General features: G+C 73.0%; 14 protein-coding genes. 7 read left to right on the forward strand and 7 right to left on the reverse strand.

Annotated features, from left to right (window positions below; all coding sequences use genetic code 11):
- Nucleotides 1–16: 16 nt before the first annotated feature.
- Nucleotides 17–970, forward strand: a complete 954-nt coding sequence (locus ACIGAQ_RS18480; protein ID WP_399783996.1) for a hypothetical protein — start codon at nucleotides 17–19, stop codon at nucleotides 968–970.
- On the opposite strand, the gene ACIGAQ_RS18485 is transcribed toward ACIGAQ_RS18480, so the two are convergent.
- Nucleotides 948–1,301, reverse strand: a complete 354-nt coding sequence (locus ACIGAQ_RS18485; protein WP_311680227.1) for a hypothetical protein — start codon at nucleotides 1,299–1,301, stop codon at nucleotides 948–950. The two genes, ACIGAQ_RS18480 and ACIGAQ_RS18485, sit on opposite strands and share 23 nt — an antisense overlap.
- Nucleotides 1,302–1,726: 425 nt before the next feature.
- Between ACIGAQ_RS18485 and ACIGAQ_RS18490 the strand changes: the two genes are divergently transcribed.
- Complete coding sequence (locus ACIGAQ_RS18490) at nucleotides 1,727–2,782, forward strand: NlpC/P60 family protein (protein ID WP_399783999.1); 1,056 nt, start codon at nucleotides 1,727–1,729, stop codon at nucleotides 2,780–2,782.
- Between the two features lie 13 nt (nucleotides 2,783–2,795).
- Here the strand turns inward: ACIGAQ_RS18490 and ACIGAQ_RS18495 are convergent, their stop codons facing one another.
- Together ACIGAQ_RS18495 and ACIGAQ_RS18500 are read right to left on the reverse strand one after the other, a co-directional pair.
- Complete coding sequence (locus tag ACIGAQ_RS18495) at nucleotides 2,796–3,527, reverse strand: response regulator transcription factor (RefSeq protein ID WP_311680231.1); 732 nt, start codon at nucleotides 3,525–3,527, stop codon at nucleotides 2,796–2,798.
- Entirely contained in the window at nucleotides 3,524–4,816 is a 1,293-nt protein-coding gene (locus tag ACIGAQ_RS18500; protein ID WP_311680234.1) for a PspC domain-containing protein, read from the reverse strand. The genes ACIGAQ_RS18495 and ACIGAQ_RS18500 overlap by 4 nt, the downstream gene beginning before the upstream one ends.
- Before the next feature lie 177 nt (nucleotides 4,817–4,993).
- Here ACIGAQ_RS18500 and ACIGAQ_RS18505 point away from each other — a divergent pair, with 177 nt between their 5' ends.
- Both ACIGAQ_RS18505 and ACIGAQ_RS18510 read left to right on the forward strand, forming a co-directional pair.
- Nucleotides 4,994–6,421 carry a PspC domain-containing protein gene (locus tag ACIGAQ_RS18505; protein ID WP_399784003.1) on the forward strand — a complete coding sequence of 476 codons (1,428 nt, stop codon included), beginning with the start codon at nucleotides 4,994–4,996 and terminating at the stop codon, nucleotides 6,419–6,421.
- On the forward strand, nucleotides 6,408–6,656 hold the full coding sequence (locus ACIGAQ_RS18510) for a hypothetical protein (protein ID WP_399784006.1): 249 nt from the start codon (nucleotides 6,408–6,410) through the stop codon (nucleotides 6,654–6,656). Before ACIGAQ_RS18505 ends, ACIGAQ_RS18510 begins: the two co-directional genes overlap by 14 nt.
- A gap of 91 nt (nucleotides 6,657–6,747) precedes the next feature.
- Here the strand turns inward: ACIGAQ_RS18510 and ACIGAQ_RS18515 are convergent, their stop codons facing one another.
- Both ACIGAQ_RS18515 and ACIGAQ_RS18520 read right to left on the reverse strand, forming a co-directional pair.
- Nucleotides 6,748–7,278, reverse strand: coding sequence for a DoxX family membrane protein (locus ACIGAQ_RS18515; protein ID WP_399784009.1), 531 nt, complete (start codon nucleotides 7,276–7,278; stop codon nucleotides 6,748–6,750).
- 177 nt (nucleotides 7,279–7,455) lie between these two features.
- Complete coding sequence (locus tag ACIGAQ_RS18520; protein ID WP_311680503.1) at nucleotides 7,456–8,706, reverse strand: hypothetical protein; 1,251 nt, start codon at nucleotides 8,704–8,706, stop codon at nucleotides 7,456–7,458.
- A 358-nt stretch (nucleotides 8,707–9,064) separates the two neighbouring features.
- Here ACIGAQ_RS18520 and ACIGAQ_RS18525 point away from each other — a divergent pair, with 358 nt between their 5' ends.
- Nucleotides 9,065–9,970: a DUF4429 domain-containing protein gene (locus ACIGAQ_RS18525; RefSeq protein ID WP_399784012.1), complete on the forward strand. Its 906-nt coding sequence runs from the start codon at nucleotides 9,065–9,067 to the stop codon at nucleotides 9,968–9,970.
- 12 nt (nucleotides 9,971–9,982) lie between these two features.
- Here ACIGAQ_RS18525 and ACIGAQ_RS18530 read toward each other — a convergent pair whose 3' ends face one another.
- A complete protein-coding gene (locus tag ACIGAQ_RS18530; RefSeq protein WP_309094889.1) occupies nucleotides 9,983–10,777 on the reverse strand; it encodes a class II aldolase/adducin family protein in 795 nt (264 codons plus the stop codon).
- Between the two features lie 187 nt (nucleotides 10,778–10,964).
- Here ACIGAQ_RS18530 and ACIGAQ_RS18535 point away from each other — a divergent pair, with 187 nt between their 5' ends.
- On the forward strand, nucleotides 10,965–11,438 hold the full coding sequence (locus ACIGAQ_RS18535; protein WP_311680246.1) for a pyridoxamine 5'-phosphate oxidase family protein: 474 nt from the start codon (nucleotides 10,965–10,967) through the stop codon (nucleotides 11,436–11,438).
- Between the two features lie 10 nt (nucleotides 11,439–11,448).
- Here the strand turns inward: ACIGAQ_RS18535 and guaA are convergent, their stop codons facing one another.
- Entirely contained in the window at nucleotides 11,449–13,029 is a 1,581-nt protein-coding gene (guaA, locus tag ACIGAQ_RS18540; RefSeq protein ID WP_311680249.1) for a glutamine-hydrolyzing GMP synthase, read from the reverse strand.
- Nucleotides 13,030–13,405: 376 nt separating this feature from the next.
- Here guaA and ACIGAQ_RS18545 point away from each other — a divergent pair, with 376 nt between their 5' ends.
- Complete coding sequence (locus ACIGAQ_RS18545) at nucleotides 13,406–13,687, forward strand: chorismate mutase (protein WP_362277131.1); 282 nt, start codon at nucleotides 13,406–13,408, stop codon at nucleotides 13,685–13,687.
- Nucleotides 13,688–13,976: the final 289 nt, after the last annotated feature.

A 13,976-nucleotide genomic window follows, 5' to 3' on the forward strand; every position in this document is an offset into this window, starting at 1 on the left:
CTCTAGCATCGGCGCTATGTCCGGCCCCTCCCTCTTTGCCACCTTGTGGGCGACCTATGCGCTGACCACCGGCACCCTGTCGGCCGGTCTCGACTCGGCCGGGTACGAGGTCCTCTCCCGCCTCGCGCTCGTAGCGGCCTGCGCCGCCTGGCTGGGGGCCGTGGGGTACGCCCTGCTGCGGCTGCCACGGGCGGCATGGCGGGCACAGGCGCCGGCCGCCCACACCCTCACGGCGGCGACCGCCCTGATCGGCGCCGGCTTCGCCGCGGCCGGCTGGGAGCGGTCCGCGGCGGCTCTGCTGGCGCTCTCGGCGGTGTGCTGGACGCTGCTGCTCGCCGCGGGGGACCCGGGCCGCGACGGAACGGTGTTCCTGCGCTGCGTGGCCACTCAGGGCCTCGCCGTGCTCGCCGCCACGCTCGCCGCGGCCGAGTCGGCGGCCTGGCTCGCCCACACCGCCCTGGTGTCGTTCTGGCTGGGGCTGGTCCTCTACTGCTTCGCCCTGTTCCGCTTCGCCCCGCGCGAGGTCACCGACGGGCGCGGGGACCACTGGCTCGTGGGCGGCGCGCTCGCCGTCTCGGCACTGGCCGGGGCCCGGCTCCTCAGCGCCGACAGCGACCGCCTGTACCTGTGGAACGACGACGACCACGCCGTCCTCACCAGGGTCACGGTCGCCCTGCTCGTCCTCACCCTGGTGTGCTGGGTCGCTCTGCTCACCGCCGCGCTCATGTGGCCGCGGCACGGCTACGACGTCCGCCGCTGGGCCGGTGTGTTCGGCGCGGCCGTGACGGCGGCCGCGGCGCTGGCCGTCGCCGCCGCCCTGGACGCCTCCTGGCTCGATGTGGCCGGGGAGGTGCTGCTGTGGGGCGCGGTGGCCCTGTGGCTCGGGTGCACCGCCTGGGCGGTCTCCGCCGCCCGGGCCGGGTCCCGGCCCGCCGGGGCCGGATCCGTCAGGTCCAGAGGACGGCGATGAAGACGTTCGCCGTGGTCAGCAGCCCGACCAGGCCGAACAGGCCCTTGTCCACCTTCTCGTCGTCCCGTTTCACGTAGACCAGGCCGAGGATCACGATCAGCAGGGCGAGCTTCACCCCGATCTTGATGTTGTTCACGGACTGGTCGTCGGCCTGGTTGAGGCCGACCAGGATCACGCCGGTGACCAGCATCGTCAGGGCGCCGTGCAGCATTGCGGGGGTGTAGCGGGCGGCGCCCTGGCCCATCGCCTTCATCTGGGTGAGGAATCCGCCCAGGAGCGCGGCGATGCCGACGATGTGGAGACCGACGAAGAGGTGGATGAGTACGTCCATGGGGCCGGAGCCTAATCAGGTGCCCCGCGACGCTCGGACACCGGCCTTCCGCTGCATATATGCGGTTCCCATAGCATCCGATCACCGTCACTCGCCCAGGAAATGGACACATCGGTCATCACGCTGAGTTGAGTGAACGGCGCCGGGGAGACTTCACGGTCGCATACGGTCACCGCCGGTCCTCTCGCAACACTTCCGCGCACCCGCCCCCGGCGCCGCACGCCGCGGTTTAGCGTCCTCCACCAGGTGACCGGCTCCCCACCGCCGCCCGGGCCAGGGGCGGCAGTCGGACACCACCGCCGAGAAGGTCCGGCGGCGGTCCGCTCCCCCTGTGCGGGCCGTCGCCGGACGCGCGCAGGCCGCTGTCCGCTCCCCCGACGGCCGTACGCACCCACCGGCGGCCGAGGAAAGGACGTGTCCTCCCAGTGGCAGCGCACCGCAAGCCCCGACAGCGCTCGACAGGTGGCGGCAAGGCCCGCACGGCCGCAACGATCGCCCTCGCGGGCGCGGCGACGGCGACGGGCCTCGACGGGACCGGACACGCCGAACCCCAGCTCACGCCCGGCCAGGTCAGGGCCAAGGTGGACAAGCTGTACCAGGAGGCGGAGGTCGCCACCGAGAAGTACAACGGTGCGAAGGAGAAGGCCGAGGCGGCCGGGCAGCGGCTGAAGGGCCTCCAGGAGCAGGCGGCCCGCAAGAAGGAACGGCTCAACACGGCCCGCGAGGCCCTCGGCGCGGTCGCGTCCGCGCAGTACCGCGGCGGCGGCCTGGATCCCGCGCTGCAACTCGCCCTCTCCGACGACCCCGACCGCTACCTGCAGAACGCCGAGTTCGTCGAGCGGGCCGGCAACCGGCAGAGATCCGCCGTCGCTGGCGTCCGCCAGCAGCTCCGGGAGATCGAGCAGCTGCGCGGCGCCGCCCACATCGAGCTGACCTCGCTGAAGTCACGGCAGTCGGAGCTGAAGCGGCACAAGAAGACCATCACCGGCAAGCTGGGCTCGGCACGGCAGCTGCTGACCCGGCTCACCGCCGAGGAGCGCACCCGGCTCGGCGAGTCCCCGCGCGCCTCCCGCGCCTCCGGGGCGCGGGACCCGCTGGCGGCGCCCGGGCCCGCCGCCTCCCAGGCGCCCAACTCCCGCGCGGCCGCGGCCGTCTCCTACGCCTACCAGAAGCTGGGCAGCCCGTACGTCTGGGGCGCGACCGGCCCGAACGCCTTCGACTGCTCGGGCCTCGTCCAGGCCGCGTACCGCTCCGCCGGTGTCTCGCTGCCCCGCACGACCTACTCCCAGATCGACGCCGGCCGCCGCGTCTCCCGCTCCGAACTCCTCCCCGGCGACCTGGTGTTCTTCTACGCCGGCATCAGCCACGTCGGCATCTACGTGGGCAACGGCCGCATGATCCACGCCCCGAACCCGTCGGCACCCGTACGGGTCGCCCCGCTCGACGAGATGCCCTTCGCGGGCGCCACCCGGGTGGTCTGAGCCGGGGCCGGTGTCAGACCAGGCGGCGGGCCGTCGCCCAGCGCGTCAGCTCGTGCCGGTTGGAGAGCTGGAGCTTGCGCAGCACCGCCGAGACATGCGACTCGACCGTCTTCACGGAGATGAACAGCTGCTTGGCGATCTCCTTGTACGCGTACCCCCGGGCGATGAGCCGCAGCACCTCGCGCTCGCGCTGGGTGAGGCGGTCCAGGTCCTCGTCGACCGGTGGTGCGTCCGTGGAGGCGAAGGCATCCAGGACGAACCCGGCCAGCCGCGGCGAGAAGACCGCGTCGCCCTCCTGGACGCGGAAGATGGAGTCCACCAGGTCCGTGCCGGTGATCGTCTTGGTGACGTACCCGCGGGCCCCGCCGCGGATCACGCCGATCACGTCCTCCGCCGCGTCCGAGACGGACAGCGCCAGGAAGCGCACCGGCTGCTCGACGTCCCCCATCAACGGGGCGCAGCGGCGCAGCACTTCCACCCCGCCGCCGCCCGGCAGGTGCACGTCCAGGAGGACCACCTCGGGCCGGGTCGCGGTGATGACCGTGACCGCCTGGTCGACATCGGCCGCCTCGCCGACGACCTCGACGCCGGTCTGCTCGGTCTGCCCGATCTCGGCCTGGACTCCCGTACGGAACATGCGGTGGTCGTCGACGAGGACCACGCGCACGCGACGCCCGCCCGACTCCGCGGGCCCGGCCGCCTCCGCCGCTGCCGCCGTACCGTTCGCCTCGGTCGGGTCGCTCATGACGTCTTCTCCGCCCTCTCCATCTCCAGCTCGACCTCCGTGCCGCCGTCCGGCACCGCGCGCAGCCGCGCCGTACCGCCGTTGCGCTCCATGCGGCCGATGATCGATTCTCTGACACCCATCCGGTCGGCGGGTATCGAGTCGAGGTCGAAGCCGGGTCCGCGGTCCCGGACGGACACGAAGACCGTCTTTCCCTCGACCTCGGCGTAGACCTGTACGGCTCCTCCTTCGCCACCGTACTTGGCGGCGTTCACCATCGCTTCGCGCGCGGCCTGCATCTGTGCGGCGATCCTCTCGTCGAGCGGGCAGTCCCCCACCACCACGACCTCGAGGGGGACGCCGTGCTTGTCCTCCACCTCGGCCGCGTTGCGCCGGACCGCGTCGGCGAGGGTCGTGGGCTCGTCGGCCTCGTCCTTGCCCGTGCCCTCGGGCTTGTACAACCAGGTGCGCAGGTCCCGCTCCTGGGCGCGGGCGAGGCGGCGCACCTCGCCCGCGTTCTCCGCGTTGCGCTGGATCAGGGTGAGCGTGTGCAGCACCGAGTCGTGCACGTGGGCGGCGACCTCCGCGCGCTCCTGGGCGCGGATGCGCATCAGCCGCTCCTCGGAGAGGTCCTGGGTCATGCGGACGAGATACGGGCCCGCCAGCAGCGTTATCCCCACGAGGACCGCGAGGGCCGCCTGGAGGACGGAGCCGAGGTGGGCGGCGGAGCCCTGGAGGACGAAGATGCCGGAGACACCGGCCGTCACGAGCAGCACGCCGCCCACCGAGCGCAGCAGCGTGACCGTGCGCCGGCGGCGGCCGACCTCGGCCCAGCGGGCCCGGCGGGCGTTGTCCGCCTGCCGCCAGACCAGGGCGACGCCCGCGCCGACGAGGACCATCGGCCAGAGGTACGCCCGGGCCCCGCCGCCCAGGTTCACATTGCCGACGAAGACCATGGCCACGACGACCATGAGCAGCAGGGCCACGATCTGGCCCTTGTCGGGCCGGCGCGTGACGAGCTTGCGCCGGCCGTCGGGCGAGGTCTCCGTGGTGACCAGCGAGGGCGGCTTCTGCGCGTCGACCCCGCCGACGCCGAGCGGTACGAAGAACCAGAACGCGGCGTACAGCAGCGCGCCGAGGCCGTCGGCCATGAACAGGCCGATGAAGACGAGCCGTACCCAGATCACGGGCAGCCCGAGGTGCCCGGCGAGCCCCCGCGCCACGCCTCCCAGCCAGCGTCCGTCGCTGCTGCGGTAGAGCTTGCGCGGCGGCCGCGGCTCGGCGACTGGCGCTGCTGCGGCTTCCGACATGCCATTGATGGTCACACGTGCGCGGTGCCCGGGCATCAGGGTCGGTCCCGGAGACTCCCCTGATCTCGGACACCGGCCCGTCGAACGCTTCCCGGGCCGTCCCTCAGGGCCGATATCAGGGTCCGGCCAGGGTCGTTCCGACTGCCGCCGCGGCGCCGCGCCCGTCACCATGGACCCATGACCGATCACGAGCACGCCGCGGCGGGTCCGGGACCCGGCTCCGGCCCGCGTCCCACGCCGGGCGCCGGGCCGCAGGCGGGCGCGGACGGACGGGGAGGCGCCCCCGGCCCGTCCGGTCCGTCCGGCCCGGCCGCGGAGGCCGACCCGCCCGGGCCGCCCCACGCGTTCCGCCGCGATCGCCCCCACAAGATGCTGGCGGGCGTCTGCGCCGGGCTCGGGCGGCAGTGCGACATGGACCCGGTCATCTTCCGCATCACCCTCGCGGTGCTCTCCGCGACGGGCGGCATCGGCCTGATCTTCTACGGCTTCGCCTGGCTCTTCGTCCCGTACGACGACGAGGACGAGAACGAGGTGCGCAAGCTGCTCACCGGCCGCGTCGACGGCCAGGCCCTGGCGGCCGTGCTGTTCGCGCTGGTCGGCTGCGGGGTGTTCCTGACGATGCTGAGGAACGGCGGGGTGCTGACCTTCGCCGTCGTCCTCTCCCTCCTCCTCGCGGGCGCCGGGTACTGGTCCCGGCAGCGCGGCGCCCCCAGCCCCGACCCGCTGGCCGCCCAGGCGGCCGCCGACGCCCCGCCGGAGCCGCAGGCCCCGCCGGTCCTGGCCACCTCCCCCTCGTGGTGGCGCGACCCCATCGTCAAGGACGGCACACACATCGGGGGCACGGGCTACCTCTGGGGCCCGCGCGACACCCGCGACCTCGACGTGGCGGCGGCCGTCAACATCGGCCTCGGCACCCGTCCGCGCGCCCGTGCGGACATACCCGCCCCGCACGCCCGGCCGCCCAAGCCTCGCGACCACCGCTGGATCGGCGGCTGGGTCTTCCTCCTGGCGCTGCTGGCGGGCGCCCTCGGCACGAGCCGGACCTGGGACACGCATCCGCTCGGCGCCAGCCTGCAGACCGGCCTGGCCTGCGCCCTCGCCGTGTTCGGGCTGGGCATCGCGGTCAGCGCCTTCCTCGGCCGGACCGGGGCGGGCTCGATCCTCCTGGCCATCATCACGGCCGGCCTGCTCACCGCCTCGGCGGCCGTGCCCGAGGACATCGGCACGCAGTGGAACCGCACGACCTGGCAGCCCGCCACGGCCGCCGACGTACGGGAGCGGTACGACCTCGGCACCGGCGTCGGCACGCTGGACCTGACCCGGCTGGACCTGACCGCGGGCCAGACCGTGACCACCCGGGCCGACGTCGGCGTGGGCCGGGTGCGGGTGCTCGTGCCCGAGGACGTGACCGTGCGGCTGAGCGTCGACGTGGGTGTGGGCGATCTTCAGCTGCCGGGCGACGACACGAAGGACGTGGACGTGAAACCGGGCCGGCACCAGGAGACGACCCTCTCCCCCGCACAGGGCGTCAAGAAGTCCGGCACGGTCGACCTGGACCTGCACGTCGGCCTGGGACAGGCGGAGGTGACCCGTGCTGCGTCATGAGCTCCAGCCCGGGAAGCTGGTCGCCGGCGCCGTCCTCCTCCTGGTCGGCGTCCTCTACGCCGGCGACGCCGACGGCGCCTGGGAGACCCCGTGGTTCGTGGCGATTCCCCTCGTCACGGGCGGCCTGTGCCTGGCGGGCGCGGTGGCGCTCGTGACGGGCCGGGTACGCCGACGGCGCCGCTCGATCCCCACCACCACCACCACCGACGGCCCCGGCCCGGACACGACGACGTGACGGGATGACGGCGTGACGGAAGGACGGAAGGACGGCGTGACGGAAGGACGGCGGAGGCTCCCCGGCGCCACCGGTCCTTCCCGGTGCGGTGCTACCGGTAGTCGTCCCTCCGCCGCTGTCGCCGGGCCCGCAAGGCGGCGTCCAGGGACAGCAGGGGGGCGCCCGCCAGGACGAGCGGGATCCAGGCCATGAGGTAGGCGAGGTCGTTGCCGTAGTAGTACGGGTCGGAGGCCCAGCTCACGGTGAGCCACAGGCTGAGGGAGATGAGCGCGCCGCCGAGCGCGGCCAGACGGGCGAGGAGACCGAGCAGGGTGCCGATGCCGACGGCCAGTTCGCCGAGGGCGATGGCGTAGCCGAAGCCGACGGGGTTCTTCAGGGAGAGGTCGACCAGGGCCGGGATGGCGGACGAGTCCCGGACGGCGCGCATCATGTCGCCGATCGACCCGGAACCGGCCTCCTTCATGAAGGCGCTGTCGGTGAGTTTGTCCAGGCCGGCGTAGATGAAGGTGACGCCGAGGAAGATGCGCAGGGGCAGCAGGGCGTAGCGGACGGCGGTGTCCCGCCAGTCGCCCCTGCCGTCGGGGTAGGGGGTGTGCGTGTCCGTTCTCATGCTGTGAGTCATCGCTGCGTAGCCGCCTCTCGCCCGCCGGTGCCGAGACCCCCTCAACAGACCATACGTACGACGAACGGACCCGGCTCAATCCTGCGCACCGGCCTTTTCTGCGGCGCGAGGCGTTTTCGCCTCGGGCGTGGGCGGAGACCGGTGCGTTGCGCGGCACCGGAGGAGCCGGGTAACGCCCTACTCGGTCACGTCCACCGCATACCGGTTCGTCTCCACCCCGGCGGCGGTGACGACCTGCACCTCCACCCGTCCCGGCTCCACGTCCGCCGGTACCGGCACGGTCAGCAGCGTGTCCGTCGGGTTCCGGAACCCTCCGGGCACCGGCACCAGCGGCACATGGACGTGCACCGTTCCCACGCGCACGACCATCCGCGCCAGCCGGTCCGCCCCCTGCGCCCCCGGCGGGACGAACCCCGCGCCCCGGATCTCGATGTCGTCGCCCGTACGGATCGGCCCGTCCAGGTCCCCCGCCTCCCGGGCCCGGACCACGGAGAGGATCACCGGCCGGCCACCCTCCGCGTACTTCCCGGCCAGGTACGTCGCCGCCGACACCAGCACCACCACCGCCAGCCCCCACGGCAGGTCCGGCAGCTGGTCCGGCCGCCTGGCCAGCCGTACCGCAGCGAAGACCAGGGCGACCCCGCCGATCACGACGTACTGGATGTCCGCGAACGTGCCCCGCCCGGCGTCATCGGTCAGCAGGTCGGCCGCGCGGGGCCGGTCGGCGCGCACCTTCTGCAGCCGTTGCCCCAGCACCCGCAGCCCGACGACCCGCCGCACGAGCACGGCGATCCCGCACACCACGGCCAGCACGGTCACGACACCGGCGCCCCGGGCGAGTTCCAGCCCGGAGATCAGCGCGTCCCGTTCCGCGTGCCGGGAGGCGGCCGCGAGCCGCCCGGCCAGCACGAGCACCGCGTAGGCCACGAAGAGCACCCACACCGCGGCGACCGTACGGGACGTCGACAGCCGGTTGTCCTCACCGATCAGGGGCGCGAGCGCACCGCCCTTGGCCCGGTGGAACCAGGACGCCGCGGTCAGCGCGCAGGCGACCACCAGCGCCGCGGCCAGCCCGGCCGTACGCGCGGACGTCCAGCCCGCGCCCACCGCGGTGAGGGCCTGCCCGAGCAGCAGCAGGACGACACCCGCCCAGACCGCGCCCGCGGTGCGGCGCCACAGGCCGGCCAGCCAGGCCTGTCCCTCGGCCCGGCCCCGCTCGGCGACGAGTTCCGCGGACTGGGCCAGTTCCTCCGAGACCCATTGGCGCGAGGCCGAGGCCGAGTGGGCGACCGCGGCCGGCAGCCCGTGCCCGGCCGCGAACTCGTCGCGTCTGCGCAGGAACGCGGCGACGGCCCGCCGGTGTCCCTCCCGGGCCCCGTGCGGACAGTCCCCGCAGGCGCACCCACCGCCGTGGGCGCCCCCGGCCATGCCTTCGTCACCACCGCCGTGGCCACCGGCGTACCGGCCCGGATACGCCCCCCGGTACCCGCCCGCGGACGCACCGTCCCGTACCCCTGCGGCCGCGCCCGTGTACGAGCCCGCGTATCCACTCGCGTACCCGCCCGCGTCCCCGCCGCCCTGCCCCGTCTCGCGCACCGCCACGCCCGACGCCCGCCTTCCCGCGACCCAACCACCGCCGGTCTTCCGGACCCCGGAAACACCGCTGTGCAACTCCCGTGCGACGACGACGAATTGTGCCCTATACCACCCGGTCCACGTCCGCCCCGTCCGGTCAACACGGGTGAAGTTCGGCGTGCCGTGTTGACCCGGCTGCGAGAATTCCCCCATGGCGGAGATCAGCCAGCGGGACGGGACCTGGGCCTTCGACGGCAGCACGGTGCGGATCACGCCCGGTCTGCACCGCTCCGTGCCGTTGTTCCGGCAGACGTACGGCGAGATCGCCGTTCCCCTGGAGGCCGTCGCGGGTGTCGTCCTGGAGCCCGAACGCAAGCGCGGACGGCTCCGGTTGCGGCTGCGTGAGGGTGCCGACCCGCTGCTCCAGGCGACCGGCGGGCGGCTGCCGGACGCGGCCGATCCGTACCGGCTGACGGTGGACGCCGACCGGACGGGTGTCGCCGAGTACCTCGCCGAGGAGATCCGCCGCGCGCTGCTGCTGGACCGGATACCGAAGGAACCGGCGCGGGCCTATCTGCTGCCCGGCCCGCCGGTCCCGGTGTCGGTGCGCTCCTCGGACGGCACGGTCTCCTTCGACGGGAGCCAGGTGCGGATCGACTGGTCCGACACCTCCGAACGGGTCAAACGGGCCACCGGCCCGCGGATCATCGGCCTGGGTGAGCTCGTGCGCGTGGAGTGGCTGCCGAACACCAGCCACGAGGACGGCTTCCTGCGGTTCGTGACCGGCGAGACCGTGTTCTCGAAGCTGCCGCCGGAGAAGGACCCGTACGCCCTGGACCTGTGGGGCAGCACCCGTCGGGACCTGCTGACGGCGCTGGTCGCGACGGCGGTCACCGCCCGGCTGCCGCACCCGTCCACCCGCCCCGCCACCGCCGGCGACGGCGCCGACGCGTTCGACGCACCTCCCGGGCCCGGCCGTCCGCTGCCGCAGACCGGCTCCGACCACCACGACGTCCTGCTGCGCCGCCTGCGCGAGTTGGGGCAGCTGCACCGCGACGGCGTCCTGACGGACGAGGAGTTCGCGAGGACCAAGGCGGCGGTGCTGCGCGGCTTCTGAGCGAGGACCGCCCTAGTTGAGCAGATCGGGCTCGCTGCGGCTGATGTCCCGCCACATCGGCTGGTAGTTGATCCACGCCACGAGGTCGCCACCGAGCTGTTCACGGGTGGCCACGGCCATCCGGTGGTCGATGCGGACGGGCCGGCCGGCCGCCTGCGCGGTCAGCTGCACCTGGCAGGACCGCTCCATGGACACGAACCACCAGGCCGCCGCGTCCACCGAGTCGCCCACGGTCAGCAGCCCGTGGTTGCGCAGTACGAGCGCCTTGCGGGAGCCGAGCACGCCCGCGATGCGCCGGCCCTCCTCGGCGTCCACGGCGACACCGGTGTAGGTGTCGTAGAGGGCGTGGTCCTCGTAGAAGGCGCAGCTCTCCTGGGTGATCGGCTCCAGCAGTTCGCCGAGGGCCGCGAGCGCCCGGCCGTGCACCGAGTGGCAGTGGGCGACGGCGACCACGTCGGGGCGGGCGGCGTGGACCTGGGCGTGCACGGTGAAGGCCGCCTGGTTGACGTGGTACTGGCCCTCGACGACCTGGCCGTCCTGGTTGGCGAGCACCAGGTCGCTCACCGTGACGTGCCGGAACGGCAGCCCGAAGGGGTTGACCCAGAAGCAGTCGCTGTACTCCGGGTCGCGGGCGGTGATGTGCCCGGACACCCCGTCCTCGTAGCCGAGCCGGCCGAAGATCCTCAGGGCGCCCGCGAGGCGTTCCTTGCGGTGCCGGCGCTCGTCCTCGACCGACTCGTGCATCGGCGGCATCGCGAACCGCAGCCGGTCCGTGGGCAGCGGCAGGGGCGGGGTGGGCCCGTGCATAGGTCCTCCAGCGTCGCTTTCGTACGGGGCGGAAGTTACCGCCGGTGAGGCCGGGAAAACAGAACCGTTCCGTAAAGATGGATCGAGCGCCCCTGTGAGCACCCTGCACCCACCCGTATGCCCCCGGGCTCCCCCACCCCTCGAATAGCCGACAGAGGATGTCCGCATTCGGCGCCACACTCTCGGTATGACAGCGAACTGGGCGGCATTCACCACCGCCGAACCGGACCTGGCCGGCACGGTCGAGAAGCGCTTCGGCGCCTACACCCACCACACCCTCGCCACCCTCCGCAAGGACGGCTCGCCCCGCACCAGTGGTCTGGAGGTGCGGTTCCTCAACGGTGAGCTGTGGCTGGGCATGATGCCGGACTCGCTCAAGGCGCGGGACCTGCGCCGCGACCCGCGCTTCGCGCTCCAGGCGAACCCCGGGGAGGGGACGGGCATGGGCGGCGGCGACGTCCGCATCAGCGGCCGGGCGATCGAGGTCGACGACGTCGCGACGAAGGCCGGATACGTCGAAGAGGTGGAACCGCCGGAGCCGTTCCACCTCTTCCGCACCGAGCTGACGGAGGTCGTGCGGACCTACGTCGAGGACGACACCTACCTCGTCGTCCAGGTCTGGACGCCCGGCGCGCCCCTGCGCACGATCAAGCGCACCTAGGGCCGGGGAGTCACTCCCACTCGATGGTGCCCGGCGGCTTCGAGGTCACGTCGAGGACGACGCGGTTGACGTCGCGCACCTCGTTGGTGATGCGGGTGGAGATCTTCGCGAGGACGTCGTACGGCAGGCGCGACCAGTCGGCCGTCATGGCGTCCTCGGAGGAGACGGGGCGCAGCACGATGGGGTGGCCGTAGGTGCGGCCGTCGCCCTGGACGCCGACGCTGCGGACGTCCGCGAGCAGGACCACCGGGCACTGCCAGATGTCCCGGTCGAGGCCGGCCGCCGTCAGCTCCTCGCGGGCGATGGCGTCGGCCTCGCGCAGCAGGTCCAGGCGCTCCTTGGTGACCTCGCCGACGATGCGGATGCCGAGGCCGGGGCCGGGGAACGGCTGGCGCTGGACGATCTCCTCCGGCAGGCCGAGCTCCTGGCCGACCATGCGGACCTCGTCCTTGAACAGCTTGCGCAGCGGCTCGATCAGCTTGAACTCGAGGTCCTCGGGCAGGCCGCCCACGTTGTGGTGGGACTTGATGTTCGCGGTGCCGGTGCCGCCGCCGGACTCGACGACGTCCGGGTAGAGGGTGCCCTGGACCAGGAACTCCACGGCCGGGCCCTCGTCGGCGATGATCTCGGCCTGGGCCTGCTCGAAGACCCGGATGAACTCGCGGCCGATGATCTTCCGCTTCTCCTCGGGGTCGGAGACCCCGGCCAGCGCCTTGAGGAAGCGCTCCTCGGCGTCGACGACCTTCAGCTGCACACCGGTCGCGGCGACGAAGTCCTTCTCGACCTGCTCGGTCTCGCCCTTGCGCATCAGGCCGTGGTCGACGTAGACGCAGGTCAGCTGGGAGCCGATGGCCTTCTGCACGAGGGCCGCGGCGACCGCGGAGTCGACACCGCCGGACAGGCCGCAGATGGCGCGCTTGTCGCCGACCTGCTCGCGGATCGCCTCGACCTGCTCCTCGATCACGTTGCCCGTGGTCCAGGACGGGCTCAGGCCCGCACCCCGGTAGAGGAAGTGCTCCAGCACCTGCTGCCCGTGCGTGGAGTGCATCACCTCGGGGTGGTACTGGACGCCGTAGAGCTTCTTCTCGTCGTTCTCGAAGGCGGCGACCGGGACGACGTCCGTGGAGGCCGTGACGGAGAAGCCCTCGGGGGCGGCGGAGCAGGCGTCGCCGTGGGACATCCAGACGGCCTGCTCGGCGGGGGTGCCCTCGAAGAGGGTGGAGGAGACCTTGGAGACGTGCAGGTCGGTGCGGCCGTACTCACGGGCGCCGGTGTTGTCGACGGTGCCGCCGAGGGTCTGCGCCATCAGCTGGAAGCCGTAGCACATGCCGAAGACGGGGACGCCGGCCTCGAAGAGCGCGCCGTCGAGTTGCGGAGCGCCCTCCTCGTAGACCGACGAGGGACCGCCGGACAGGATGATCGCCGCGGGGTTCTTGGCGAGGATCTCCTGGACCGGCATGGTGCTCGGCACGATCTCGCTGTAGACCCGCGCCTCGCGGACGCGACGGGCGATGAGCTGGGCGTACTGCGCGCCGAAGTCGACGACCAGGACGGTGTCGGCGGCGTTGGCAGCGGGAGACGCTGATGACACGAGGTGCCTTCCGGCGGTGGGGCGGGGGTCTTGTGCCACCCGATTCTACCGAGGTGCTCGCCGGGGGTGTCCCGCCCGCGGGACGGAGGTGATCACCGGCGGCGTCCCGGTCCCCGGGCGGGGCGGGTTCCGGACGCCGTGTCTCACCATGCGAACCCGTTTGGAGGCCCCCGCGCCCGGGGGCATACTGGCCCCATGCACTCGCAGACGACCTTCGTCTTTACCTATGGCATCCGGCCCGCCGGCTGCCATGGTCGTGCTGCTTGAGCAACTGACAAGCGACTTCCCAGGCGCCCCGGGCCGACAAGGCCCGGGGCGTCTGCCGTCGTCGGGGCCTTGCCGGACCGGGGCACCCCTTGACGACAAGGAGCCCCTCATGACCGCCACCGACGTGACCGGTGCCCGCACCGCCGAGGCAGCCGACGTGATCACCGGTGCCCGCGAGCGGATCGACGCGCTCGACGACCGGATCATCGGGCTGATCCAGGAACGGGCGGCCGTCTCCGCCGTCATCCAGGAGGCGCGGATCGCCTCCGGCGGCCGGCGCGTGAACCTCTCGCGCGAGATGGAGGTCCTGGGCCACTACCGGGAGGCCCTGGGCAGGCCGGGCACGACGTTCGCGATGACGCTGCTGGAGCTGTGCCGCGGCAGGGTCTGACCCGCCCGAGGAATCCGCGTTCGCGGGACAGACGTACGCATCCTCCTCACCCGTACGGCGCGTGACCGCCCCCGGGCCGCCTCGTTGGTCCCGGTGTCCGTGCCAGCCAGGCGCGGGCCCGAGAGAACCACGCGTGGCTCGCTGGGGCGATGAGACGTACGGATCGTGCCGTGCGTTGTGGGACCTCGCCCCAGGGAAGTGACCGGACGGCAGGGGACAGCAGCCCGGTCACCCAAGAGAACGGTCGGCTCCGGGGACGCCCGGGGCCGGCCGGCGGACCTTGCAAAAA

Source organism: Streptomyces sp. NPDC085932 (assembly GCF_044540525.1).
Lineage (GTDB): Bacteria > Actinomycetota > Actinomycetes > Streptomycetales > Streptomycetaceae > Streptomyces > Streptomyces levis.

Coding starts and splice junctions, on each gene's coding strand:
- ACIGAQ_RS18545 (WP_362277131.1), top strand. CDS start 13,406: ATGACCGCCACCGACGTGACCGGTGCCCGCACCGCCGAGGCAGCCGAC.
- ACIGAQ_RS18535 (WP_311680246.1), top strand. CDS start 10,965: ATGACAGCGAACTGGGCGGCATTCACCACCGCCGAACCGGACCTGGCC.
- ACIGAQ_RS18525 (WP_399784012.1), top strand. CDS start 9,065: ATGGCGGAGATCAGCCAGCGGGACGGGACCTGGGCCTTCGACGGCAGC.
- ACIGAQ_RS18520 (WP_311680503.1), bottom strand. CDS start 8,706: ATGGCCGGGGGCGCCCACGGCGGTGGGTGCGCCTGCGGGGACTGTCCG.
- ACIGAQ_RS18500 (WP_311680234.1), bottom strand. CDS start 4,816: ATGTCGGAAGCCGCAGCAGCGCCAGTCGCCGAGCCGCGGCCGCCGCGC.
- ACIGAQ_RS18530 (WP_309094889.1), bottom strand. CDS start 10,777: ATGCACGGGCCCACCCCGCCCCTGCCGCTGCCCACGGACCGGCTGCGG.
- ACIGAQ_RS18505 (WP_399784003.1), top strand. CDS start 4,994: ATGACCGATCACGAGCACGCCGCGGCGGGTCCGGGACCCGGCTCCGGC.
- ACIGAQ_RS18485 (WP_311680227.1), bottom strand. CDS start 1,301: ATGGACGTACTCATCCACCTCTTCGTCGGTCTCCACATCGTCGGCATC.
- ACIGAQ_RS18515 (WP_399784009.1), bottom strand. CDS start 7,278: ATGACTCACAGCATGAGAACGGACACGCACACCCCCTACCCCGACGGC.
- ACIGAQ_RS18480 (WP_399783996.1), top strand. CDS start 17: ATGTCCGGCCCCTCCCTCTTTGCCACCTTGTGGGCGACCTATGCGCTG.
- ACIGAQ_RS18495 (WP_311680231.1), bottom strand. CDS start 3,527: ATGAGCGACCCGACCGAGGCGAACGGTACGGCGGCAGCGGCGGAGGCG.